Origin of the sequence: Salipiger sp. H15 (assembly GCF_040409955.1) — a bacterium.
Lineage (GTDB): Bacteria > Pseudomonadota > Alphaproteobacteria > Rhodobacterales > Rhodobacteraceae > Salipiger.
The window spans coordinates 1,388,277-1,411,552 of sequence record NZ_CP123385.1 but is presented as its reverse complement, the minus strand read 5'-3'; the positions used below and the strand labels follow the sequence as shown (position 1 = coordinate 1,411,552).

At 73.9% G+C, this 23,276-nt stretch carries 25 protein-coding genes and 2 riboswitches; of the genes, 17 read left to right on the top strand and 8 right to left on the bottom strand.

Translation table 11 applies throughout. The features are described from left to right. Nucleotides 1–3: 3 nt before the first annotated feature. From cobS to cobU, 3 genes are read right to left on the bottom strand one after another with little or no spacing between them, the layout of a single operon-like run. Nucleotides 4–759 (bottom strand): adenosylcobinamide-GDP ribazoletransferase, encoded by a 756-nt coding sequence (cobS, locus tag PVT71_RS20935; RefSeq protein ID WP_353474412.1) that lies wholly within the window; start codon nt 757–759, stop codon nt 4–6. Continuing rightward, the gene (cobT, locus tag PVT71_RS20930) at nt 756–1,772 is read right to left on the bottom strand and encodes a nicotinate-nucleotide--dimethylbenzimidazole phosphoribosyltransferase (RefSeq protein ID WP_353474411.1); all 1,017 of its coding nucleotides are present in this window, start codon (nt 1,770–1,772) and stop codon (nt 756–758) included. Before cobT ends, cobS begins: the two co-directional genes overlap by 4 nt. Then, nucleotides 1,756–2,286 carry a bifunctional adenosylcobinamide kinase/adenosylcobinamide-phosphate guanylyltransferase gene (gene cobU / locus PVT71_RS20925; RefSeq protein ID WP_353474410.1) on the bottom strand — a complete coding sequence of 177 codons (531 nt, stop codon included), beginning with the start codon at nt 2,284–2,286 and terminating at the stop codon, nt 1,756–1,758. Before cobU ends, cobT begins: the two co-directional genes overlap by 17 nt. Before the next feature lie 52 nt (nt 2,287–2,338). Between cobU and PVT71_RS20920 the strand changes: the two genes are divergently transcribed. Genes PVT71_RS20920 through cobD form a run of 4 tightly spaced genes read left to right on the top strand, consistent with a single transcriptional unit; the run spans nt 2,339 to nt 5,686 of the window. Further along, the gene (locus PVT71_RS20920) at nt 2,339–2,926 is read left to right on the top strand and encodes a histidine phosphatase family protein (protein ID WP_353474409.1); all 588 of its coding nucleotides are present in this window, start codon (nt 2,339–2,341) and stop codon (nt 2,924–2,926) included. Beyond that, nucleotides 2,923–3,708, top strand: a complete 786-nt coding sequence (locus PVT71_RS20915) for a propanediol utilization protein (protein ID WP_353474408.1) — start codon at nt 2,923–2,925, stop codon at nt 3,706–3,708. The genes PVT71_RS20920 and PVT71_RS20915 overlap by 4 nt, the downstream gene beginning before the upstream one ends. Then, on the top strand, nt 3,705–4,646 hold the full coding sequence (gene cbiB, locus PVT71_RS20910) for an adenosylcobinamide-phosphate synthase CbiB (RefSeq protein ID WP_353474407.1): 942 nt from the start codon (nt 3,705–3,707) through the stop codon (nt 4,644–4,646). The genes PVT71_RS20915 and cbiB overlap by 4 nt, the downstream gene beginning before the upstream one ends. 5 nt (nt 4,647–4,651) lie before the next feature. Continuing rightward, nucleotides 4,652–5,686, top strand: a complete 1,035-nt coding sequence (cobD, locus tag PVT71_RS20905; protein ID WP_353474406.1) for a threonine-phosphate decarboxylase CobD — start codon at nt 4,652–4,654, stop codon at nt 5,684–5,686. On the opposite strand, the gene cobO is transcribed toward cobD, so the two are convergent. Beyond that, the gene (cobO, locus tag PVT71_RS20900) at nt 5,658–6,269 is read right to left on the bottom strand and encodes a cob(I)yrinic acid a,c-diamide adenosyltransferase (RefSeq protein WP_353474405.1); all 612 of its coding nucleotides are present in this window, start codon (nt 6,267–6,269) and stop codon (nt 5,658–5,660) included. The genes cobD and cobO overlap by 29 nt on opposite strands. Nucleotides 6,270–6,307: 38 nt before the next feature. Then, nucleotides 6,308–6,522: riboswitch (cobalamin riboswitch) on the top strand. A gap of 88 nt (nt 6,523–6,610) precedes the next feature. Here cobO and PVT71_RS20895 point away from each other — a divergent pair. From PVT71_RS20895 to cobJ, 7 genes are read left to right on the top strand one after another with little or no spacing between them, the layout of a single operon-like run. Continuing rightward, a complete protein-coding gene (locus PVT71_RS20895; protein WP_353474404.1) occupies nt 6,611–7,030 on the top strand; it encodes a DUF1636 domain-containing protein in 420 nt (139 codons plus the stop codon). 1 nt (nt 7,031) lies between these two features. Continuing rightward, nucleotides 7,032–8,090, top strand: coding sequence for a cobalamin biosynthesis protein CobW (gene cobW, locus PVT71_RS20890; RefSeq protein ID WP_353474403.1), 1,059 nt, complete (start codon nt 7,032–7,034; stop codon nt 8,088–8,090). Nucleotides 8,091–8,096: 6 nt separating this feature from the next. Then, nucleotides 8,097–11,435, top strand: coding sequence for a cobaltochelatase subunit CobN (gene cobN / locus PVT71_RS20885; protein ID WP_353474402.1), 3,339 nt, complete (start codon nt 8,097–8,099; stop codon nt 11,433–11,435). Beyond that, nucleotides 11,432–12,580, top strand: a complete 1,149-nt coding sequence (locus PVT71_RS20880) for a cobalamin biosynthesis protein CobG (protein ID WP_353474401.1) — start codon at nt 11,432–11,434, stop codon at nt 12,578–12,580. Before cobN ends, PVT71_RS20880 begins: the two co-directional genes overlap by 4 nt. Further along, nucleotides 12,580–13,209, top strand: coding sequence for a precorrin-8X methylmutase (locus PVT71_RS20875; protein ID WP_353474400.1), 630 nt, complete (start codon nt 12,580–12,582; stop codon nt 13,207–13,209). Before PVT71_RS20880 ends, PVT71_RS20875 begins: the two co-directional genes overlap by 1 nt. Then, on the top strand, nt 13,206–13,979 hold the full coding sequence (locus PVT71_RS20870) for a precorrin-2 C(20)-methyltransferase (protein WP_353474399.1): 774 nt from the start codon (nt 13,206–13,208) through the stop codon (nt 13,977–13,979). Before PVT71_RS20875 ends, PVT71_RS20870 begins: the two co-directional genes overlap by 4 nt. Continuing rightward, entirely contained in the window at nt 13,976–14,728 is a 753-nt protein-coding gene (gene cobJ, locus PVT71_RS20865) for a precorrin-3B C(17)-methyltransferase (RefSeq protein WP_353474398.1), read from the top strand. Before PVT71_RS20870 ends, cobJ begins: the two co-directional genes overlap by 4 nt. Here the strand turns inward: cobJ and PVT71_RS20860 are convergent. Next, nucleotides 14,701–15,456, bottom strand: coding sequence for a cobalt-precorrin-6A reductase (locus tag PVT71_RS20860; RefSeq protein ID WP_353475571.1), 756 nt, complete (start codon nt 15,454–15,456; stop codon nt 14,701–14,703). The two genes, cobJ and PVT71_RS20860, sit on opposite strands and share 28 nt — an antisense overlap. Before the next feature lie 13 nt (nt 15,457–15,469). On the opposite strand from PVT71_RS20860, the gene cbiE reads away from it, so the two are divergent. The 6 genes from cbiE to cobF all read left to right on the top strand — a co-directional run bounded on the left by cbiE (nt 15,470) and on the right by cobF (nt 20,952). Next, the gene (cbiE, locus tag PVT71_RS20855) at nt 15,470–16,678 is read left to right on the top strand and encodes a precorrin-6y C5,15-methyltransferase (decarboxylating) subunit CbiE (RefSeq protein ID WP_353474397.1); all 1,209 of its coding nucleotides are present in this window, start codon (nt 15,470–15,472) and stop codon (nt 16,676–16,678) included. Then, nucleotides 16,660–17,043: a cobalamin biosynthesis protein gene (locus PVT71_RS20850; protein ID WP_353474396.1), complete on the top strand. Its 384-nt coding sequence runs from the start codon at nt 16,660–16,662 to the stop codon at nt 17,041–17,043. The genes cbiE and PVT71_RS20850 overlap by 19 nt, the downstream gene beginning before the upstream one ends. After that, nucleotides 17,040–17,861: a precorrin-4 C(11)-methyltransferase gene (gene cobM, locus PVT71_RS20845; RefSeq protein WP_353474395.1), complete on the top strand. Its 822-nt coding sequence runs from the start codon at nt 17,040–17,042 to the stop codon at nt 17,859–17,861. Before PVT71_RS20850 ends, cobM begins: the two co-directional genes overlap by 4 nt. Beyond that, a complete protein-coding gene (locus tag PVT71_RS20840; protein ID WP_353474394.1) occupies nt 17,854–19,233 on the top strand; it encodes a cobyrinate a,c-diamide synthase in 1,380 nt (459 codons plus the stop codon). The genes cobM and PVT71_RS20840 overlap by 8 nt, the downstream gene beginning before the upstream one ends. Further along, nucleotides 19,231–19,410: riboswitch (cobalamin riboswitch) on the top strand. (Overlaps the previous gene by 3 nt.) A gap of 53 nt (nt 19,411–19,463) precedes the next feature. After that, complete coding sequence (locus PVT71_RS20835; protein ID WP_353474393.1) at nt 19,464–20,138, top strand: energy-coupling factor ABC transporter permease; 675 nt, start codon at nt 19,464–19,466, stop codon at nt 20,136–20,138. Nucleotides 20,139–20,205: 67 nt separating this feature from the next. Next, entirely contained in the window at nt 20,206–20,952 is a 747-nt protein-coding gene (cobF, locus tag PVT71_RS20830; RefSeq protein WP_353474392.1) for a precorrin-6A synthase (deacetylating), read from the top strand. 5 nt (nt 20,953–20,957) lie between these two features. On the opposite strand, the gene PVT71_RS20825 is transcribed toward cobF, so the two are convergent. Genes PVT71_RS20825 through PVT71_RS20815 form a run of 3 tightly spaced genes read right to left on the bottom strand, consistent with a single transcriptional unit; the run spans nt 20,958 to nt 23,274 of the window. Then, on the bottom strand, nt 20,958–21,911 hold the full coding sequence (locus PVT71_RS20825) for a HesA/MoeB/ThiF family protein (protein ID WP_353474391.1): 954 nt from the start codon (nt 21,909–21,911) through the stop codon (nt 20,958–20,960). Beyond that, a complete protein-coding gene (locus PVT71_RS20820; RefSeq protein ID WP_353475570.1) occupies nt 21,908–22,516 on the bottom strand; it encodes a thiamine phosphate synthase in 609 nt (202 codons plus the stop codon). The genes PVT71_RS20825 and PVT71_RS20820 overlap by 4 nt, the downstream gene beginning before the upstream one ends. Then, on the bottom strand, nt 22,516–23,274 hold the full coding sequence (locus PVT71_RS20815; protein ID WP_353474390.1) for a thiazole synthase: 759 nt from the start codon (nt 23,272–23,274) through the stop codon (nt 22,516–22,518). Before PVT71_RS20815 ends, PVT71_RS20820 begins: the two co-directional genes overlap by 1 nt. Between the last annotated feature and the right edge of the window lie 2 nt (nt 23,275–23,276).

Sequence of the window (23,276 nt, the reverse complement as noted above, 5' to 3'; positions counted from 1 at the left end):
CGCTCAGACGGCGAGCAGCATCGCGAGGACCGTCCAGGACACGACCTCGGAGAGCAGCTGCGCCGCCCCCAGCACGTCCCCCGTCAAGCCGCCCAGCCTGCGCCGCGCGATCGCTCCGACGGCGAGCGCCGTGAGAGCACATGCCCCGGCCACCGCCAGCCCGACCGCTCCGGTGAGGACCACGGCCAGACAGAGCGCCCCAAGCGCACCCAGCCACCCGCCGCGGCTGCGCCCTGCGGCGAGGCGGCCCATGCCGTCGGAGCGGGCCGCGGGAAGCGCCTCCTGCAGCGCGACCATGGCCACCCGGCTCAGCGCCCCGACAGCAGCGAAGAGCGCCGGCCCGGCCTCCCCGCCCAGCTGCGCCAGCGCCGCCACCCAGAGCCCGCTCGCGAGGATCAGCGCCATCACCCCGTAGCTGCCGGTGCGGCTGTCGCGCATGATCTCGAGGCAGTGCGCCCGGTCCCGCCCGCCGCCCATGCCGTCGGCGAAATCCGCCAGCCCGTCGACGTGCAGCGCCCCGGTGACCAGCACATGCGCGGCGAGTGCGAGCAGCGCCGCCAGCAGCGCCGAGGCACCTGCCACTTGCGCCGCGGCGAAAGCCGCCCAGCCGGTCACGCCGACCAGCACCCCGACCAGCGGAAAGGCCCAGCGGGCGGCGCGCAGCGCGGGGGCCTCGCCCTCGATCCGCCCGGCGGGCAGCCGGGTCAGCAGCATCACCGCCACCTGCAGCTCGCGCAGGCGGGCGCGCGGCGCGCTCATCCCCCCGCGACCCCGGCCTCGGCAAAGGTCGCCATGCCGTTGTGGCAGTCGAGTGCCGCGCGCAGCACGCCAAGCGCAAGCGCCGCGCCCGACCCCTCGCCGAGCGCCATGTCGAGCGCCAGCACCGGCGTCTTGCCCATGGCCTCGAGCAGCCGCGCATGGCCCGGCTCTCGGCTGACGTGGCCGACGAGGCAATGGTCGAGCAGGCGCGGATCGGCGGCAAAGAGCGGCACGGTCGCTGCGGTGCAGATGAACCCGTCGAGGATCACCGGGATGCGCCGCGCCCGCGCCTCGAGCACCGCGCCGCAGATCGCCGCCTGCTCGCGCCCGCCAAGCGCCGCCAGCAGGCCAAGCCCCTGCGCCCCGGCATGGCGCGCGCAGGCGCGGCGCACGGCCTCGACCTTACGCGCCAGACCGTCTGCGTCCGAGCCGGTGCCGCGCCCGACCCAGCCCTCGGCCGGGCCGCCGAACCCCGCGCAGGCCAGCGCCGCGGCGATGGTCGAATTGCCGATGCCCATCTCGCCGAGGATCACCACCTGCGCCTCGGGCGAGACCGCCGCGGCCCCGCGGCGCATCTCGGCGAGCGTCTCGGCCTCGGTCATCGCCGGGGCCTCGGTGATGTCGGCCGTGGGGTGGTCGAGGTCGAGCGCCACCACCGACAGCTCAGCCCCGGTCGCGCGGCAGAGCTGGTTGATCGCCGCGCCGCCCGCCTCGAAATTGGCGACCATCTGCGCCGTCACCTCCTGCGGGAAGGGGTTCACCCCCTGCGCGCAGACGCCGTGGTTGCCGGCGAAGACCAGCGCCTGCGCGCGGCTGATCCGCGGGCGCTCGGTGCGCTGCCAGCCGGCCATGAAGATCGCCAGGTCCTCGAGCCGGCCGAGCGCGCCCGGCGGCTTGGTGAGGGCCATCTGGCGCTGCGTCGCCGCCCGCGCCGCGTCGGCATCCGCCACGGGCAGCGTCTCCACCAGCGCAGCAACGGCCGCGAGCGAGGGGATGTCAGAAAGAATGCTCATTGGGTTTCACCTTCACTGGATAGCCTGCCACCGCCAGCCAGACCTCGTCGCAGGCGGCGGCAACCGCCTGGTTCATCCATCCCGCGGCGTCGCGGAACTCGCGGCCGAGGCGAGTCTCGGGGACGATTCCCGCGCCGACCTCGTTGCTGACGAAGACCACCGGCGCGTGCTGGCGGGCGATCTCTTTCACCAGCGCCTGCACCTCGGCGCGCCAGTCCTTGCCGCCCAGCATCAGGTTGGTCAGCCAGAGCGTCAGGCAGTCGACGAGCCGCGGCAGATCGCCGTCGCTGGACCTGAGCGCAGCGGCCAGATCGAGCGGCGCATGCAGCTCCTGCCAGCCCTCCCCGCGCCGCGCCCGGTGCTCGGCGATGCGCGCCACCATCTCGTCATCGCCCTCGTAAATCATTGCCGTCGCGATATAAACCGCCCGGCCGCGAGGGCCGAGCGCCTTGCGTTCCGCCAGCGTGGACTTGCCGGACCGTGCCCCGCCCGTGATGAGTATCGACCTTGTCATTTCCGCATGGGAAAGCATCAATGCCGCGAAAAGGAAAGAGGCAAGCAGTCCGTTGCAGCACGAAACACCCGGCTCCGGAGAGCTGATCCTGATCCGCCACGCGCCCATCGCCGAGCCCGGACGGCTCTGCGGGCGCACCGATCTGCCCGCCCGGATCGAGCCCGACCGACTCGCCGCGCTGCGTGCGAGCCTGCCCCGTCCCGGCCTGCTGGTCAGCAGCCCGGCGCTGCGCTGCGTGCAGACCGCCGCGGCGCTCTGGCCAGAGGTCGCCGCCACGCAGGACCCGCTGCTCTGGGAGCAGGATTTCGGCGCGCAGGACGGGCTGGCGTATGACCAGTTGCCCGACCTCGGCGCGATGGAGGGACCGGAGCTGGCCCGCTGGACCCCGCCGGGGGGCGAGAGCTTCGCGGATCTCTGCGCCCGCACCGCCCCGGCGCTGCGCGGCTACGGCCTGCGGGCCGCGGCGGGCGCGGCACCGGTGGTGCTGCTGGTCCATGCCGGGGTGATCCGCGCGGCGCTGTCGCAGGTGACCGGGGCGCTGCACGCGGGCCTCGCCTTCGAGATCGCGCCGCTCTCGGTGACCCGGCTGCGCTGCGGCGCCGAGGGGCCCTTCGCGGTGATCGAGGCGGGCCGGGCATGAGCTGGCGCAAGGTGAGCGTGGCCGGCCATTTCGGCGAATGGCTGCAGGGGCGCATGGGGCCGGAGGGTCCCGTGGCGCTGGTGACGGTGGCCTGCCCGGACCTCGGGGTGTCGGCCCCCGGCGAGGGCGCGCCGCCCTTCGAGCCGGGCCAGCTGGAGCGCTTCGCCCGCGCGCTCGGGATCGCGCCGCGCTTTCCGGGCGCCTCGCGCGATGCCCCGCTCGGCGGCGGCGCGGGGGCTTCGACCGCGACGCTGGTGGCGCTGGCACGCTCCGCGGGTTTTGACGGCAGCGCCGAGGCGCTCGCCGCCGCCTGCCTCGCCGTCGAGGGCGCGAGCGATCCGCTGATGTACCCTGCGCCCGACACGCTGCTCTGGGCCTCGCGCGAGGGGCACATCCTGCGCGAGCTTCCCCCGCCGCCCGCCTGCACGATCCTCGGCGGCTTCTGGGGGCCGCCGCAGCGAACCGACGCGGCGGACAACGGTTTCGACGACGTCTCGGATTTGGTCCTCGACTGGGAAAGGGCGACGCGGGACCGGGATCTGGGCCGGGCGGCGGCACTCGCCAGCGCCTCCGCCGGGCGCTGCGCCGCGCGGCGCGGCCCCCAAGGCGATCCCACGTCCGGGCTTGCCCGCGAGCTCGGCGCGCTCGGCTGGCTGCGCGCCCATACCGGCTCGGCGCGCGGGCTGATCTTCGCCCCCGGCGCAGTCCCAAGGCACGGCGCGGCGGCGCTGGCCGAGGCCGGATTCGCGGGCGTTCTCACCTTCGGGACGGGCGCACCATGAGCTTTGCGCTGATGATGCTGGGCGGCATGGCGCTCGACTTGCTGCTGGGCTGGCCGGAATGGCTCTACGCCCGGATTGGCCACCCGGTCACCTGGCTCGGCCGGGCGATCGCGGCGCTCGAGGCGCGGCTCAACCGCGGCGGCCGGACCCGCAGGCTGGTTCTCGGGGCACTGACGACGGCGCTGGTCGTCACCCTTGCCACCCTGCCCGCGCTGGCGGCGCAGGCGCTGCTGCCCGACACGCTGGCGGGCAGCCTCCTCGGCGCGGTGCTGGCCTGGCCGCTGATCGCCATGCGCTCGATGCACGATCACGTCGCCGCCGTGGCAAGGCCGCTGGCGCGGGGCGACATGGCCGAGGCACGCCGGGCGGTGTCGATGATCGTCGGGCGCGATCCCGAGCGGCTGGATGCGGCGGGCATCGCCCGCGCCGCGACCGAGAGCCTTGCCGAGAACAGCTCGGACGGGATCGTCGCGCCGCTCTTCTGGGGCGCTGTCGCGGGGCTGCCCGGCATCGCCGCCTACAAGGCGGTCAACACGCTCGATTCGATGATCGGCCACCGGAACGACCGCTACGAGGCCTTCGGGAAACTCGCGGCGCGGCTCGACGATGCGGTGAACTGGATCCCGGCGCGGCTGACCGGGCTCGTCTTCGCGCTGGCCTCCGGGCGGCGCGCCCGCGATGGCCTCCGGGTGATGCTGCGCGACGCGCCGAAGCACCGCTCGCCCAATGCCGGCTGGCCCGAGGGGGCGATGGCCGCCGCGCTCGACGTCCGCCTCTCGGGGCCGCGCGTCTACGGCGACCGGGTCGCCGAGGAGCCCTGGCTCAATGGCGGCGCGCGTGACCCCGACCCGCGCGATCTCGGCCGCGCGCTGGCGCTCTACCGGCGGGCGATGGCGCTCTGCGCCCTTGCGCTTGCCGCGCTGATCCTGTTCCGGTGAGCCGCATGGACAGCCTCGCCGACCCGATCCCCAGCACCGCCCGCGACCACGGCGGCAACCTTGACGCCGCCATGGCCCGCTTCGGCGGCGACCGGGCGGCGTGGCTCGATCTCTCGACCGGGATCAACCCCGATCCCTACCCGGTGCCGCCGATCCCTGCCGAGGCCTGGGCCGTGCTGCCGCGCAGGAGCGACATGGCCCGGCTGATCGCGGCCGCCCGTGCGGCCTACGGCTGCCCCGCCCGCATCGTCGCGGTGAACGGCGCGCAGGGGGCGATCCAGATCGTGCCGATGCTGCGCGCGCCAGGCCGGGCCGCGGTGCTGGCGCCGACCTACAACGAACACGCCGCCGCACTGCGCGCGGGCGGCTGGGAGGTCACCGAGGCCCGCGACCTCGACGCACTCGCCGGCGCCGACCTTGCGGTGGTGGTGAACCCCAACAATCCCGACGGGCGGCGCACCCCTCCCGAGGCGCTCGCGGCGCTGGCCGGGCGCGTCGGGCTGCTGGTGGTGGACGAGAGCTTTGGCGACCCCGAACCGGGGCTGTCCCTCGCGCCGCGCCTCGGCAGCGAGCTGCCGAACGTGGTCGTGCTGCGCTCCTTCGGCAAGTTCTACGGGCTCGCCGGGCTGCGGCTCGGCTTCGCACTGGCGCATGGCGCGCTCGGCGACCGGCTGGCCGAGCTCGCGGGGCCGTGGCCGGTCTCGGGCCCGGCGATCGAGATCGCCTCGGCCGCGCTTCTGGACAAGGACTGGCAGACGGAGACGACTGCCCGCCTCACGCATGGTGCCGCAAAGCTGGATGCGCTGGCGCGCGGCGCGGGATGGCAGCTGGTCGGCGGCTCGCCGCTCTTCCGGACCTATGCCACCCCCGACGCGCGGGCCGCGCAGGAGCATCTCGCCGCGCGGCGGATCTGGACGCGGGTCTTCCCCTACTCAGAAAGCTGGATCCGCCTCGGCCTGCCGCCCTCGGACCGCTGGGACCAGCTTGAGGCGGCGCTCACTTCCCGAGAGCTCAGAACTCCACGCCCTGCTGCGCCTTGATCCCGTCGCGGAACGGGTGCTTGACCAACGTCATTTCGGTCACGAGATCCGCCGCCTCGATCAGCTCGGGCTTGGCGTTGCGCCCGGTCAGGCAGACGTGGGTCATCGGCGGCTTCCGCTCGAGCAGGAAAGTGACCACCTCGTCGATGTCCAGATAGCCGTAGCGCAGCGCGATGTTGATCTCGTCGAGCAGCACGAAGCGCACCTCGGGATCGAGGATCTGCGCCTGCGCGATCTGCCAGCCGCGCTGCGCCGCCGCGATGTCGCGCTCGCGGTCCTGCGTCTCCCAGGTGAAGCCCTCGCCGGAGACGAAGAAGCGGCACTCGTCGGCGAATTTCTCGCGGATCATCTTCGCCTCGCCGGTCACCCAGTTGCCCTTGATGAACTGCACCACGGCGCAGGGCATGCCATGGGCGATGCAGCGCAGGATCATCCCGAAGCCCGAGGAGGACTTGCCCTTGCCGGGGCCGGTATGGACGAGGATCAGCCCCTTCTCACCGGTCTTTCCTTCCATCATCCGGTCCCGCGCGGCCTTGATTTTCTTCATCTTTTCGGCGTGGCGGATGTTTGCCTCGTCGCTCATGCTGCTCTCTCCGGTCTTGACAGGGGGCGGATTTCCGGGCGATCTGACCCCACGCTGGTGCCCGTGTAAACGGGTGAAAAGGGAATGTGCAGCCGCGAGAGATCGCGGCCAGGCACAGCCGCCCCCGCGACCGTGAACGGGAAAGGGCGCTCGGAAAGCCACTGGCCGACAGGCTGGGAAGGCAGAGCGTCCGTCGGGCCGAAAGCCCGGAATTCCGTGAGCCGGGAGACCTGCCAGCCATGACTTTTGAGACCGGACGGGGTGTGCCGGTGTCGGGGTGTTCCCGTGCCCGGGATCCATTCCGCCGTTACCCCTGTGCGCCCAACAAAGAGGCGACACGAATGAAGGACTGTGCGCACACGCCACAGCAGAGCGACACCGAGCTGCTGGTCTGCGTGACCTGCCGCCGGGCGGGGGCCGACCCGCGGGACGAGCGGCGGCCCGGCCGGGCGCTCTACGACGGGATCACCGCGCTGGAGCGGCCCGACGGGCTGCGGATCACCGCGACCGAATGCCTGCAGAACTGCGACCACGGCTGCACGGTGGCCCTGCGCGGCGGGGCGGGGAAATGGACCTACGTCTTTTCCAACGTCGACGAGGCGGCGCATCCCGAAATGATCCTTGCAGGGGCCGCGCAGTACCACGCCGCGCCCGACGGGGTGATCCCGTGGCGCCAGCGCCCCGAGCATTTCAAGCGCAATTGCGTCGCCCGGATCCCCCCGCTCACCCACACCGACCCCCACCGCGCAGAGGACAGCTGACATGGCCGATCTATCGAAACTCCCCGTCACCGTGATCACCGGCTTTCTCGGCTCGGGCAAGACGACCCTCGTGAGCCACCTGATGCACAACCCCGGCGGGCGTCGGCTCGCGGTGGTGGTCAACGAGTTCGGCGACGTCGGCGTCGACGGCGAAATCCTGCGCGGCTGCGCCCTGCCCGACTGCCCGGCCGAGAACATCGTCGAGCTGGCCAACGGCTGCATCTGCTGCACCGTCGCCGACGACTTCATCCCGACGATCGAGGCGCTGCTGGCGCTCGAGCCGCGCCCCGACCACATCCTCATCGAGACCTCGGGCCTCGCCCTGCCGAAGCCGCTGCTGAAGGCATTCGACTGGCCGCAGATCCGCGCCCGCATCACCGTCGACGGGGTGATCGCGCTGGCCGATGCCGAGGCGGTGGCGGCGGGCCGCTTCGCGCCCGACGTGGCGGCGGTGGACGCGCAGCGCGCCGCCGACGAGAGCCTCGACCACGAGACCCCGCTCTCGGAGGTGTTCGAGGACCAGATCGCCTGCGCCGATCTCGTGCTGCTGACCAAGCCCGACCTCGCCGGGCCCGCGGGTGTTGCCCGTGCGCGCGAGGTCATCGCCGCCGAGGCACCGCGCCCGCTGCCGGTGATCGAGGTCGCCGAGGGTGCCATCGACCCGCGGGTGATCCTCGGGCTCGGGGCGGCTGCCGAGGACGATCTCGAGGCGCGCCCCAGCCACCACGACACGCCGCATGACCACGATCACGACGACTTCGCGTCGCTCACCGTCGATCTCCCCGAGCTCGGCGATCCGGCGCAACTGGTCCACGCCATCGAGGCGCTGGCGCGCAGCCACGACATCCTGCGGGTGAAGGGCTACGCCGCGGTGAGCGGCAAGCCGATGCGGCTCTTGGTGCAGGCGGTGGGCGCGCGGGTGCGCCACCAGTACGACCGCCCGTGGCGCCCGGGCGAGCCCCGCGCCGGGCGGCTGGTGGTGATCGCCGAGCACGAGGGCATCCGCGAGGACGAGATCCGCGCCGCGCTGAGCCGCGCCGCGCTCGACGTGGTGGGCTAGGCCGCGATGCACGTCGTCTTCCGCGAAAGCCACGGGCTCGAGGACCTCGAGACCCCGACGGATCTGATGCAGGATCCGGCGGACCTGGTTGTGCTCTCCTTCTCCGACAGCGACCTCGGGGCCTTTGCGGACGCCTGGCATTCGGGCGGCGGGCCGGAGGGCGCCCTGCCCTCGCTGCGGCTCGCGAGCCTTGCGCAGCTGCGCCATCCGCTGTCGGTCGACACCTACGTGGAGCGCACGCTCGCGGGGGCGAAGGGCATCCTCGTGCGGCTGATCGGCGGGCGGGCCTACTGGGACTACGGGCTCCAGCAGTTGCAGGCGCTGGCGCGGCAGAGGCGCATCGCGCTGGCGGTGCTGCCGGGCGACGGACGGCCCGACCCGGCGCTCGACGAGGTCTCGACCCTGCCGCTCTCGACCCTGCGCCGCCTCGCCCAGCTCTGCGACAGCGGCGGGCCCGAGGCCGCGCGGGCGGCGCTGGCGCAACTGGCGCTCGCCTCGGGGCTGGCGGCCGCGCCGCTGCGCAGCCCGCCCGCCCTGCCGCAGGCCGGGACATGGACCCCGGAGACCGGCGCGGAGCCGCTCGAGGCGCTGGCGGGCGAAGATGCGAGGGGCGCTGCCCCTCGCGCTCCCCGGCGTATTTGGAAAGAGAAGAAGGGGCGGCGGGTGCTGCTGGTCTTCTACCGCGCCCATCTCGCGGCGGCGGACATGGCGCCGGTGCGGGCGCTCTTCGAGGCGTTCCGGGCAGAGGGCTGCGCGGTGATCGGGCTCTTTGCGCCCTCGCTGAAGGACCCCGCCACGGTCGCCGCGCTGCGCGCCGAGGTGGCGCGGCTCGCCCCCGATGCCATCGTCAACGCCACCGCCTTCAGCGCCGGCGGGACGGCGGGCTCGCCGCTCGACGTGGCGGGCGTGCCGGTCTTCCAGGTGGCGCTCGCGACCTCGACCGAGGCCGCCTGGACCGGCGCGGAGCGCGGGCTCTCCCCCGCCGACCTCGCCATGCACGTGGTGCTGCCCGAGGTCGACGGGCGGCTGCTGGCCGGGGTCGTCTCGTTCAAGCGGCCGGACGCGCGCGACCCGGACCTGCAGTTTGCCCGCGCCCTGCACCACCCCCATGCCGCCGGGATCGCGAGCGCGGTCGCGCGGGTCATGGGCTGGCTGCGGCTCGCGGCGACGCCCGCCGCCGCGCGCCGCGTGGGGATCGTGCTCTCGACCTATCCCGGCAAGGACTGGAACCTCGGCCACGCGGTCGGCCTCGACGCCCCGGCCTCGGCCCGCGCCATCCTCGATGACCTGCGGGCCGCCGGCTATTCCATTCCCGAGGACTGCGGCGGGCTGGAACGGCGGCTGCAGGCGCGCGAACTCCGGCTGCCGCTGGCGGAGTACCGCGCCATGCTCGCCCGCCTTCCGGCAGCGATGCAGGACCAGCTCTCCGCCGCCTGGGGCGCACCCGAGGAGGATGCCTCCGCCGAGGACGGCGCCTTCCGCCTCGCCGCGGTCGAGCTCGGCACCGCGGTGGTCGCCCTGCAGCCCGAGCGCGGCACCCCGGAGCAGCGCGCGGACGAGTACCACGACCTCTCCCGCGTGCCGCGCCACGCCTATGTCGCCTTCCATCTCTGGCTTCAGACCCGGGTGGACACGCTTGTCCATGTCGGTGCGCATGGCACGCTGGAATGGCTGCCGGGCAAGTCGGTGGCGCTGTCGGATCACTGCTGGCCGCAGGCCCTGACCGGCGCGCTGCCGGTGCTCTACCCGTTCATCGTCAACGATCCCGGCGAGGCGGCGCAGGCCAAGCGGCGGATCGGCGCACTCACCCTCGGCCACGTCCCGCCGCCGCTGCGCGAGAGCGGGACGCCGGACCATCTGGCGCATCTCGAGGCGCTGCTCGACGAGTTCTCGACCGCCGACGGGCTCGACCCGCGCCGCCGCGCGCGGCTGCAGGAGGACATCCGCGCCGAGGCGCGGGCGCGCGGACTCGAGGCCGATCTCGGGCTGGACGGCACCACCTCCGCCGCCGAGGCGATCCCCCGCATCGACCGCTTCGTCTGCGACGTCAAGGAGAGCCGCTTCGGCGAGGGGCTGCACGTCTGGGGGCGCCTGCCCGCGGGCGGGGCGGAGCCGGAAATCGCCGCCTCGGCCCATGCCGAGCGCGCCGCGCTCATCGCCGCGCTCGACGGGCGGCGGATCGACGGCGGCCCCTCGGGCTCGCCCTTCCGCGGGCGGCGCGACGTGCTGCCGACCGGGCGCAACCTCTTCACCACCGACCCGCGCGCCGTGCCGAGCCGCGCCGCTTTTGCGCAGGGGGTGGCGCTCGCCGAGGAGCTGATGCGCCGCCACCTGCAGGACCACGGCGACTGGCCGCGCGGGCTGGTGGTCGACCTCTGGGGTTCGGCGACGATGCGCACCGCCGGCGAGGAGTTCGCCATGGCGCTGCACCTCCTCGGGGTGAAGCCGCGCTGGGACGCGGGGTCGGGCCGGGTCTCGGGCTTCGAGATACTGCCGGTCGCCGAGCTCGACCGCCCGCGGATCGACGTCACGCTGCGGGTCTCGGGCCTTTTCCGCGATGTCTTCCCGGTGCTGACCGGGCTCTTCGGGCAGGTGATCGCCGCGCTCGCCGCCCGCGACGAGGCGACGGACTGGAACCCCTATTCCGGGACTCTTCCGGGCGCGCGCGTCTACGGGCCCGCGCCGGGCAGCTTCGGGCTCGGCATGGGGGCGGCGCTCGACGGCTCCGGCGAGGCAGCGCGGCGCGCGGCGGGCGAGGCCTGGCTTGCCGCCTCGGCCTGGGCGTTGGACGGCGCGCGCGCGGTGCGGGACGAGGCCGGGATCCGCGCGCGGGTGGCCGGGGCCGAGGCCTTCGTGCACCCGCAGGACCTGCCCGAGACCGACCTGCTGCTGGCCGCCGACTACGCCGCGCACGAGGCCGGATTCGCCGCCGCGCAGGCGGTGACCGGCGGGCGGGCCACGCTCTACCACCTCGACGCGACCGACCCGGCGCGCCCCCGCGCCCGCGCCCTGCCCGAGGAGATCGCCCGCGTCGTGCAGGCCCGCGCCGCCAACCCGGCGTGGATCGCCGGGATGCGCGCCCATGGCTTCCGCGGCGCCGCCGAGATCGCCGCGACGCTCGAGCACATGGCGGCCTTCGCGCAGCTTGCCGGGGCGGTCGGCCCGCATCTCTTCGACCTCTACCATGCGGCGACGCTGGGCGATCCGGCGACCGAGGCCTTCCTGCGCGCGGCCAACCCCGGCGCCCATGCCGCGATGCTGGCGCGGTTCCACGCTCTGCGCGAGGCCGGGCTCTGGCAGACCCGGCGCAACTCGGCGCTGGCCGGGCCGGGGGCTGAGCCATGAGCGCGCCGCGGGTCAGGGGCTGGTGCCCCGGGGCGCACCGCCCGATGCTGTCCGGCGACGGGCTGGTGGTGCGGGTGCGGCCGTTCCGGGCCGAGCTGGGCGCGGCGCAGGTGGCGGCGCTCTGCGCGCTCTCCCGGAGGCACGGCAACGGCACGCTGGAGCTGACCTCGCGCGCCAACCTGCAGGTGCGCGGCGTGTCCGAGGAGGATTTCCCGGCGCTGCTCGAGGGGCTGGGCGCGCTCGGGCTGATCGACGCGGACCCGGTGGTCGAGGCGCGGCGGAACATCCTGATGCCGGTGGACTGGCGGCCCGGAGACCTTACCGACCGGCTGCACGGGGCCATGCTCGCGGCGCTTCCGGCGCTGCCGCCGCTGCCAAGCAAGATGGGCTTTGCGCTCGACAGCGGCGCGCGGGGGCAACTGGCGGCGGGCTCGGCGGATTTCCGGTTCGAGCCTGGCTTGGGCGGCGGGCTGATCCTGCGGGCGGACGGGGCGGCCAAGGGTCTTCCGGTGACCGAGGCGAAGGCGATGCACGCGCTGGCGGAGATGGCCGCATGGTTCGTCGCCACGGGCGGCAGGGAGTCCGGGCGCATGGCGCGGCACCTGAAACGGGTCGCGCTGCCGCCGGAATGGCAGCAGGCCGCACCGCGTGCCGCCGGTCCCGCGCCCAGTCCCGGCCGCACCGAGGACGGCCAAATCCTCGGCGCGCCCTTCGGCGCGATCGACGCAGCCGCACTTGCTGACCTCGTCGCGCGCAGCGGGGCCGAGGCGATGCGGCTGATGACCGGGCGGCTCTTCTGCCTCACCGGGGCCCGACCCGGCACCGATGCTCCGGGCTTCGTCACCGCCCCCGGCGATCCGCTCCTTGCCGCCCATGCCTGCCCCGGCACCCCCTTCTGCCCGCAGGCGACGGTCGAGACGCGCCCGCTCGCCACCCGGCTCGCGCCGAGGCTCGCCGAGCCGCTGCATGTCTCGGGCTGCGCCAAGGGCTGCGCCTTTCCCCGCGCCGCGCCGGTCACGCTGGTCGGCCGCGACGGCGGTTTCGACCTGATCCGGGACGGCGCGCCCGCGGACACGCCCGACCTCGAGGGGCTCTCGCCCGCCCAGATCGACGATCTTCCCACCCTTCTTCCGGGGATGCCCTGATGCCCTATGACTACGAAAAGGATGGCGCGGCCATCTACAGGCAGAGCTTCGCGACGATCCGCGCCGAGGCCGACCTCGCGCGGTTCACCCCCGAGGAGGAGCCGGTCGCCGTGCGGATGATCCACGCGGCGGGCATGGTCGGGCTCGAGGCGCGGATCCGCTTCTCGCCGGGCTTCGCGACAGCCGCACGCAGGGCGCTGGCGGAGGGCGCGCCGATCCTCTGCGACGCACGCATGGTGTCCGAGGGCGTCACCCGCCCCCGCCTGCCCGCCGGCAACCCGGTGATCTGCACGCTCCACGATCCCGCCGTGCCGGGCATGGCGCAGGAGATGGGCAACACCCGCTCGGCCGCGGCGCTGGAACTCTGGCGGCCGCATCTCGGCGGTGCGCTGGTCGCCATCGGCAATGCCCCGACGGCGCTCTTCCACCTGCTGAACATGCTCGAGGACCCGGCCTGCCCGCGCCCCGCGGCGATCATCGGCTGCCCGGTCGGTTTCGTCGGCGCGCTCGAGAGCAAGGCGGCGCTCTGGCAGGCGCAACCCGCCCCCTGCGCAATCGTCGAAGGCCGGCTCGGCGGCAGCGCGATCACCGTCGCCGCGATCAACGCGCTCGCGAGCCGCGCCGAATGAACGTGCAGGGCGAGATCGGCACCGCCCCCGTGGCGCAGGTTCAGGTGCAGGGCACCATATGGGGCGTCGGGCTCGGCCCGGGCGATCCCGAGCTCATGTCGGTGCGCGCCGACCGGCTGCTGCGGGCGGCGCGCCACGTCGCCTATTTCCGCAAGGCCGGACGGCAGGGGCAGGCGCGGCGCATTGTCGAGGGGATGCTGCGCGAGGACGTGGTCGAGATCGCTATGGACTACCCGGTGACCACCGAGATCCCGCTCTCGGACCCGCGCTACAACGCCCTGCTCTCGGCCTTCTACGAGGACTGCACCGCGAAGCTGAGGGCGCTGTCGGACGCCGGGCACGAGGTGCTGGTGCTGGCCGAGGGCGACCCGTTCTTCTACGGCTCGTTCATGCATCTCTTCACCCGGCTCGAGGGGCAGGTGCCGCTGCAGGTCGTGCCCGCGATCCCCGGCATGGCCGCCGCCTGGTGCGCCACCGGACAGCCGATCACCTGGGGCGACGACGTGATGAGCACGCTCATGGGCACCCTGCCCGAGGACGAGCTCACCCGGCAGATCGCCCGCGCCGACGCGCTGGTCATCATGAAGATCGGCCGCAACATCGAGAAGGTCCGCCGCGCCCTGCAAGCCGCGGGCCGCTACGACGCCGCCTGGCTGGTGGAATACGCGGCCATGCCCGAGCAGCGCGTGCAGCGGCTCTCGGAGGCCGAGGGCCGGGTCACCCCCTATTTCTCCATCGTGCTGGTGCACGGACAGGGGCGGCGGCCATGAGCGGGCGGCTGGTCATCGCGGGGCTCGGCCCCGGGTCCGACACGCTGGTCACGCCAGAGGTCTTGGCCGCGCTCGCCGAGGCCACGGACGTGGTGGGCTACATCCCCTACGTCGCCCGCGTCGCCCCGCGCCCGGGCCTCACGCTGCACCCTTCGGACAACCGGGTCGAGATCGACCGCGCCCGGCACGCGCTGGAGATGGCCCGCGAGGGCCGCTCGGTGGTGGTGGTCTCGTCGGGCGATCCCGGCGTCTTCGCCATGGCCTCGGCGGTGTTCGAGGCGGTCGAGGCCGGGCCGCGGGCCTGGCGCGAGCTCGACATCCGCGTGCTGCCCGGCATCACCGCCATGCTCGCCGCCGCCGCCCGCGCGGGCGCGCCGCTGGGGCATGACTTCTGCGCCATCAACCTCAGCGACAACCTCAAGCCCTGGGCGCTGATCGAGCGCCGCCTGCGCCTCGCCGCCGAGGCGGATTTCGCCATGGCCTTCTACAACCCCCGCTCGAAATCCCGCCCCGAGGGCTTCGCGCGGGTGCTCAACGTGCTGCAGGAAAGCTGCGGCGACGCCCGCCCGGTGATCTTCGCCCGCGCCGTCTCGACCCCCGAGGAGGAGATCCGCGTCGTGCCGCTGGACCGCTGCGAGCCCGGAATGGCGGACATGCGCACCGTGGTCATCGTCGGCTCCTCGGCAACGCGGCTCATCCCCCGCGCGGGCGCGCCTTTCGTCTACACGCCAAGGTCGGTGCCAACATGATCCAGCCAGCGCAGCACCCCCTCGACGTCATGGGTCTCGGTCCGCTCGGGCACGCAGGGCCGGTCGATCATGATCACCGGCAGGCCGAGCGCCCGTGCCGCGGCGATCTTGGCCAAGGCCCCCTCGCCGCCCGAATTCTTCGAGACCACCAGCTCGATGCCATGCGCGCGCATCAGTGCCATGTCGCCCTCGAGCGTGAAGGGACCGCGGTCGACGATGACATGATGCTCGGGGAACTCCGGGCGCTCCTGCGGCGGATCGACGAGGCGCAGCAGGTAGGCGTGCTGCGGGTTCGCCGCAAAGTCAGGCAGGTGCATCCGGCCCACCGCAAGCATCACGCGCCGCGGCGCCCCATCCAGCGCGGCGACCGCCCCGGCGATGTCAGGCACGCGGGTCCAGTGGTCTTCGGCGGTCTCCTGCCACGGCGCGCGGCTCAGGGCGATGAGCGGCACGCGGACCTCCGCGCAGGCGGCGACGGCATTGGCGCTCATCCGCGCCGCGAAGGGGTGGGTCGCGTCGATGACATGGGTGATGCGCTCGGCCTTCAGGTGGCGCACCAGCCCCTCGACTCCGCCGAAGCCGCCGATCCGCAGCGGCAGCGCCTGCGCCGCCGGATTGGCCACGCGCCCGGCCATGGAGACGGTGCCGCGCAGCCCGGCCGCGGCCAGCACGCGGCAGAGCCGCGCGGCCTCGAGCGTGCCGCCGAGCACCAGCAGGTTCGGGTCCATGTCTGAGGCGGTCATGTCGAAAGCTCCGTGGCTCACCATCGTCGGGCTCGGCGAAGATGGCCCGGACGGGCTCTGCGCCGCAAGCCGTGCCGCCCTGTCCGAGGCGGAAATCGTCATGGGCCCGGCGCGCCACCTGTCGCTGCTGCCCCTTGCCACCGACCGGATCGAATGGCCGGTGCCCTTCGCCGAGGGCATCCCGAAGCTGCTGGCGCTGCGCGGGCGGCGGGTGGCAGTGCTGGCCTCGGGCGATCCCTTCTGGTTCGGCGCGGGCGCCGTGCTGGCGCGGCATCTCGAGCCGGGCGAGTGGCGGGCCTTCCCGGGGCGGTCCGCCTTCTCGCTCGCCGCGGCGCGCATGGGCTGGCCGCTGGAGGCCACACACTGCGCCGGCCTGCACGCCGCGCCGCTCTCGCGCCTCCGGCCGCAGCTTGCGCCGGGGCGGCGGCTGGTCGTGCTGCTGCGCGACGGGGACGCGGTGCGCGCGCTGGCGGCGTATCTCGCGGCCGAGGGCTTCGGCGCCTCGGAGCTGACCGTCATGGAGGCGCTCGGCGGCCCGCGCGAGCGGCTGACCCCGGTCCGTGCCGACGCGCTGCCCGACCGCACCTTCGCCCACCCGGTCTGCGCCGCCGTGAGCGTTGCCGGGGCGGGCGCGGTGCTGCCGCTCGCCACCGGCCGGGCGGATGACTGGTTCGAGAGCGACGGGCAGATCACCAGGCGGCCCATCCGCGCGCTCACCCTCTCGGCGCTGGCCCCGCGCCCCTTAGAGCACCTCTGGGACATCGGCGGCGGCTCGGGCTCGATCGCCATCGAGTGGCTGCTCTGCGATCCGACGCTTCGTGCCACCACCATCGAGCCCCGCCCCGACCGCGCCGCGCGCATCGCCGCCAACGCCGCGCGGCTTGGTGTCGAGCGGCTGAAGGTGGTCGAGGGCAGCGCCCCCGAGGCGCTGGACGCACTCGACCGCCCCGACGCGGTGTTCATCGGCGGCGGCCTCTCGCAGGAGCTGCTGGACTGGCTGGAAGCGCGTCTGCCCCTGGGCACCCGCCTCGTCGCCAACGCGGTGACGCTGGAATCCGAGGCGCTGCTGATCGCGGCGCAGGCGCGTCTCGGCGGCGATCTGATGCGCATCGAGCTCTCCTCCCCCGTGCCCATCGGACCGAAGCGCGGCTGGAAGTCGGCCTTCCCGATCCTGCAGTGGAGCCACCGATGGAGCCATGTGAGATGATCGTCGCGGGGTTCGGATTCCGGCAGGGCGCGGGCGAGGCGAGCCTGCGCGACGCCTACGATCGCGCGCGCGACGGGCGCGACGCCGCCTGCCTTGCCGCCGCCTTCGACAAGGCCGCGAGCCCGGGCTTCACCGCCTTTGCCCGCGCGCTGAACCTGCCCGTGCAAGCCATCACCCCCGCAGATCTCTCGGCGCAGCACACGCAAACCCGATCCCCCCGCGTGCTTGCCGAGCGCGGCACCGGCTCCGTGGCCGAGGCCGCCGCGCTGGCCGGTGCCGGACCCGGCGCGCGGCTGCTCGGCCCGCGCATCCACTCCCTCGACCGCATGGCCAGCTGCGCGCTGGCGGAAGGACCCGACCCATGACCGTCCATTTCATCGGCGCCGGCCCCGGCGCGCCCGACCTGCTGACCCTGCGCGGCCGCGACCTCATCGCGTCCTGCCCGGTCTGCCTCTATGCCGGCTCGCTGGTGCCCGAGGCGATCCTTGCCCATTGCCCGCCCGGCACGCGGATCGTGAACACCGCGCCGCTGGACCTCGACCAGATCATCGCCGAGATCCGCGCCGCGCATGACGCCGGGCAGGACGTGGCGCGGCTGCATTCGGGGGATCTCTCGGTCTGGTCGGCGATGGGCGAGCAGATGCGCCGGCTGAAGGCGCTCGGCATCCCGGTCTCGGTCACCCCCGGCGTGCCCGCCTTCGCCGCCGCCGCCGCCGCGCTCGGCGCCGAGCTGACCCTGCCGGGCCTTGCGCAATCGGTGGTGCTGACCCGCACGGCGGGCCGCGCCAGCGCGATGCCCCGGGGCGAGACGCTGGCCAATTTCGCCGCGACCGGGGCGACGCTGGCCCTGCACCTGTCGATCCAGAACATCGCGCGGGTGGCGGCCGAGCTGACCCCCGCCTACGGATCACACTGCCCGGTCGCGGTGGTCTACCGCGCCAGCTGGCCCGACGAGGTGATCCTGCGCGGCACGCTGTCGGACATCGAGGGCAAGGTGGGCGCGGGCATCACCCGCACCGCGCTGATCCTCGTCGGCCCGGCGCTGGCGGGCGAGGGGTTCGACGAGAGCTGCCTCTACGCGCCGGACTACGACCGCCGCTACCGCCCGCAGAACGCCGAGAGCCCGTGGAGCGGCTGGACGCCGGAGACCGAGGTGCAGAAAGCGGTGCAGGACAATGGCTGAGGTTCCCGGCCTGCTGGTCTCGGCGCCCTCCTCGGGCACCGGCAAGACGACGGTGATGCTGGGCCTCTTGCGGGCGCTGGCCGAGGACGGGCTCGCGATGCAGCCCTTCAAGTCCGGCCCCGACTACATCGACCCGGCCTTCCACCACGCGGCCTGCGGGCGGCCGAGCTTCAACCTCGATGGCTGGGCCATGGGGCCCGGGCTCTGGCAGGCGATCGCCGGACAGGCGGCGGGGGCGGACATCTGCCTCGCCGAGGGCTCGATGGGGCTCTACGACGGGGTCGCGACGCGCGGCCAGCAGGGCTTCGGCAGCAGCGCCGAGACGGCGCGGGCCATGGGCTGGCCGGTGGTGCTGGTGCTCGACGTGGGCGGGCAGGCGCAATCCGCCGCCGCTACGGCGCTGGGGTTCCGCCGGTACATGCCCGACCTGCCCTTCGCCGGGGTGATCCTCAACCGCGTCGCCTCGCCCCGGCACGAGCGGCTCACCCGGCTGGGCATGGAGCGCGCCGGGCTGCCGGTGCTGGGCGTGCTGCCCCGGCGGGGCGACCTGACCCTGCCCGAGCGCCACCTCGGCCTCATCCAGGCGGCCGAGCACCCGGACCTCGAGGCGGCCATCGCGGGCTATGCCGACTTCCTGCGCGCCCATGTCGACCTCGGCACGATCCGCGCCGCCGCCGCGGGCAAGCCCCTGCCGCAGGACCCGCCACCGCTGCCCCGCCCCCCGGCGCAGCGCATCGCGCTCGCGCGGGACGCGGCCTTCTCCTTCACCTACCCGCACCTGCTCGAGGGCTGGCGCGCGGCGGGGGCCGAGATCCTGCCCTTCTCGCCGTTGGCCGACGAGGCGCCGGCGGCGGAGGCCGACCTCGTCTGGCTGCCAGGCGGCTATCCCGAGTTGCACGCCGGGCGGCTCGCGGAGGCCGAGGGTTTCCGCACCGGGCTGCGCCACCATGCGCAGACGAAGCCCGTGCATGGCGAGTGCGGCGGCTACATGGCGCTGGGAGAGGCGCTGATCGACAAGGATGGCACGCGGCACCGGATGGCCGGGCTGCTCGGGCTGGTGACCAGCTACGCGGCGCGGAAGTTCCACCTCGGCTACCGCCGGGCGGTGCTCTGCGCGCCGATGGCCGGCTTTGACGCGGGGACGGCGCTGCGCGGGCACGAGTTCCACTATTCCACCATTCTCGAGCAGCCCGACGCGCCGCTCGCCGCCGTTTCCGACGCCGATGGCGCGGCGGTGGCCGAGACCGGCTCGCGCCGGGGCCGCGTCACGGGGACCTTCTTTCACCTCATCGCGGCGGAGGAGGCCCCTGCCTCCGGACCCCGCCGAGACTGCCCGACAGAGGAGGACCGCAGCCCCGCAGAGACCCGCTGAGCCAAGACCCCGCATGGTGTCCCGCAAGGGGCGCAAGGGAACCGGGTGAGAGGCCCGGGCTGCCCCCGCAACTGTAGGCGGAGAGTGCCGAGGAAGACCCACTGGCAGACCTGCCGGGAAGGACCGAGGCGCCGCGACCCGCGAGCCAGGAGACCTACCATGCGACCGCCTTTCCCGCCCCCAGGGGCCACCCGCTGCCGGAGGGGCAGCACATTGAAAAAGGAACGCACATGCATATCGAACCCGGCGTCGTCGACGGCGCCAAGATGGCCCTCGCCGCCGTCACCGCGGCAGGCGCCGCGGGCTTCACCGCCCGGCAGGCCGCGCGTGACATCGCGCGCACCGACCTGATCTTCTTCACCGCCCGCAGCCTGATCGCGGCGATCGGCACCTTCGTCTTCTTCGAGGTCCTGCCGCATTTCCCTGTCGGCGTCTCGGAGGTGCATTTCATCCTCGGCTCGACGCTCTTCCTGCTGCTCGGCGTCGCGCCCGCGGCGCTGGGTCTGGCGCTTGGCCTGCTGGTGCAGGGGCTCTTCTTCGCGCCCACCGACCTGCCGATGTATTTCGTCAACGTCACGACGCTGCTGGTGCCGCTCTTTGCCACCTCGGCGCTGGCGCGCCGGGTGGTGCCCGAGGGCACGGCCTATGTCGATCTGAGCTACGCCGACGTGCTGAAGCTCTCGGGCGCCTTCCAGGCGGGTGTCGTGGCCTGGGTCGCCTTCTGGGTTTTCTACGGCCAGGGCGTCTCGGCCGCGACCTTGCAGTCGGTGGTGACCTTCGGCGGGGCCTACATGCTGGTTCTGCTGATCGAGCCGCTGGCCGATCTCGCGGCGCTCGCCGCGGCGAAATCGCTGCGCAACACCGGGTTCGGCCGGGTCTTCGCGCCGCGGCTCTACGCGGCCTGAGAAGCGCATGAGCACGGGTCCGGGCCCTGCGAGGGGTCCGGACCGCACCCAAGGGAAAGAACCAATCATGATCCGCGATCTCTGGCTCGTCGGCATCGGCACCGGCAGCCCCGGCCACGTGACGCTGGGCGGGATGCAGGCGCTGCGCGATGCGGCTGTGGTGCTGCTGCCGCGCAAGGGCGAGGACAAGGAGGAGCTTCTGGCGCTGCGCCGGGCGATCCTCGATGCCTCGGGCACGCAGGCCGAGATCCGCGTCTTTGACTACCCCGAGCGCGACCCCGACCTGCCCTATGCCGCCCGCGTCGAGGCCTGGCATGACGAGATCGGCCGGCGCTGGTGCGCCGCGCTCGAGCCCGCGCCGGAGGGGCCGGTGGCGCTGCTGGTCTGGGGCGACCCGTCGCTCTACGACAGCACCATCCGCATCGCCGGACGGCTCGAGCCGCGCCCGGCGCTGCGGGTGATCCCCGGCATCACCGCGATCCAGGCGCTGACCGCCGCCCATGCCATCCCGCTGAACGAGGTGAACGGCGCGGTGCGGATCACCACAGGGCGGCGGCTGCGCGACGAGGGCTGGCCCGAAGGCGAGGAGACGCTGGTCGTCATGCTCGACGGCAACTGCAGCTTCCGCGCGCTCGATCCCGAGGGGCTGCGCATCTGGTGGGGCGCCTATCTCGGCAGCCCGGCGCAGCTTCTCTGCGCGGGTCCGCTCGCGGAGGTCGGGGCCGAGATTGCCGCGCGCCGCGCCGAGGCGCGCGCGCGGCACGGCTGGATCATGGACACCTATCTGCTGCGCCGGGACGGCTCCGGCGCCTAGCGCCCTCACCCCGTCGCCAGCACCGCCACCTCGCGCCCCCCCGCCGCGACGACGGCGCGCGCGGCGCGCCAGGCCCTGAGGCCGGTGGCGCAGGCAAAGACGGTCCGCCCGCCGCCCTCTCCGGGCTGCACCGGCGCGCCCCCTCGCTCGGCCCAGGGCACGGGCAGGTCCGGCGCCTCGTCCGGCCCGCGCAGCTCGATCACCCGGTCGGCGCGGGTGATCTCTCCGAGGCCGACAATCCGCGGCAGCGCCGCCTCGGGCTCGGGCGCGGCGTCGAAGCGGAAGCCCGAGACGCGCCAGCTCGCGGCGTCGAGCGTCAGCATCTGCCCCAGCGGCGAGGGCGCCTGTCCCAGCAGCACCGCGAGCACCATCTGCGCCTGCAACGCGCCGAGGCTGGCGACCACCGGCCCCATCACCCCGGCGCTGGCGCAGCTCTGCATCTGCCCCGGCAGGTCGGGAAACACCGCGCGATAGCTCGGCGCGCCGCCGCAGAAGCCGCCGACATGGCCCGCCCTGCCGACCACCGAGGCGCTGACCAGCGGCACCCCCGCCGCAAGGCAGAGGTCCGAGAGGGCATAGGTCACGGCCACGCTGTCGGCGGCATCCACCACCACCTGCGCGCCGGCCATTTCCGCCCGAGCGAGCACCGGGTCGAGCCGCGCGACGAGCGCGGTGGCAACGCAATCGGGGTTGAGGGCGGCGAGGCGTTCGGCGGCGACCGCGGCCTTGGCACGGCCGATGTCCTCCATGCGGTAGAGCGTCTGGCGGTGCAGGTTGCTCTCCTCCACCGTGTCGGGATCGACGATCCGCAGCGCGCCGACCCCTGCCCCCGCCAGCAGCGGCAGCAGCGCCGAGCCAAGCCCCCCGGCCCCGACCACCAGCACCCGCGCCTCGGTCAGCCGCGCCTGTCCCTCCTCGCCCACGCCGGGCAGGCAGGTCTGCCGCGCGTAGCGGCTCATGCCGGCACCCGGCGCGTCGCGGCGATCCATTCGCGGCAGCGCGCCTCGGGGTCGGCGGCCTGCTGGATGTCGGTGACCACCGCGGCGCTGTCGGCGCCGGCGGCGAAGAGACCCGGCAGGCGCTCGGGGGTCAGCCCGCCGATGCCGACCAGCGGCAGGTCGCCCACCCGGCGCTTCCAGTCGCGCACCCGCGCAAGCCCCTGCGGCGCCCATGGCATCTGCTTGAGCAGCGTCGGGTAGACCGGCCCCAGCGCCACGTAGGCCGGATCCAGCGCCAGCGCGCGCTCGAGCTCGGCCTCGTCATGGGTCGAGAGCCCGACCCGCACCCCGGCCCGGCGCAGCGCAGGGAAATCGGCGCTTTCCATGTCCTCCTGCCCGAGGTGGACAGTGCGGCAGCGCAGGTCGAGCGCGAGGCGCCAGTGGTCGTTGACCACGAGCTCCGCGCCATGGACGGCGCAGATGTCGCGCGCCCTTGCGATCTGGCGGCGCAATTCGGTCTCGGGCAGGTCCTTGAGCCGCAGCTGCACCAGCTTGACGCCGTGCGGGACCAGCAGTTCCAGCGCGCTGACATGGCCGACGATGAGGTAGAACGGGTCGAGTTTCATCATGCCAGCTCCGCCATGCCGAAGACCGGGGTCGAGGCCACGGCCATGTCGCGCGGGCCCATCAGCCCCGCCGTGTGTGCGAGCCGCCCCGCCGAGACCGCCTGCCCGAAGGCGCGGGCCATGGCCACCGGGTCGAGCGCGCGGGCCACGGCGGTGTTCAGCAGCACCGCGTCAAACCCCATCTCCATCGCCTCCATCGCCTGGCTTGGCGCGCCGATCCCGGCATCGATGACCAGCGGCACACCCTTGAAATGCGCCCGCATCGTCCGCAGCGCCTCGCGGTGGCGCAGCCCCTGCCCCGAGCCGATCGGCGCGCCCCAGGGCATCAGCACCTCGCAGCCCGCCTCGAGCAGCTTCTCGCCCACGATCAGGTCCTCGGTGGTATAGGGAAACACCTCGAACCCCTCGGCGCAGAGGATGCGCGCCGCCTCGACCAGCGCGAAGGGATCGGGCTGGAGCGTGTCGGCGTGGCCGATGACCTCGAGCTTGATCCAGTTGGTGCCGAAGATCTCGCGCGCCATCTGCGCCGTGGTCACCGCCTCGCGCGCGCTGTGGCAGCCGGCGGTGTTTGGCAGGATGCGGCAGCCTGTGGCCCTGAGAAGATCCCGGAACCCCGCGCCCTCCGCCCCCTCGCGGCGCAGCGAGACGGTGATCACCTCGGCCCCCGAGGCGGCGACGGCCTCACCCAGCACGGCGGGCGAGGGATATTGCGCGGTGCCCAGCATCAGCCGGGACGAAAGATCGGTGCCGTAGAACATCG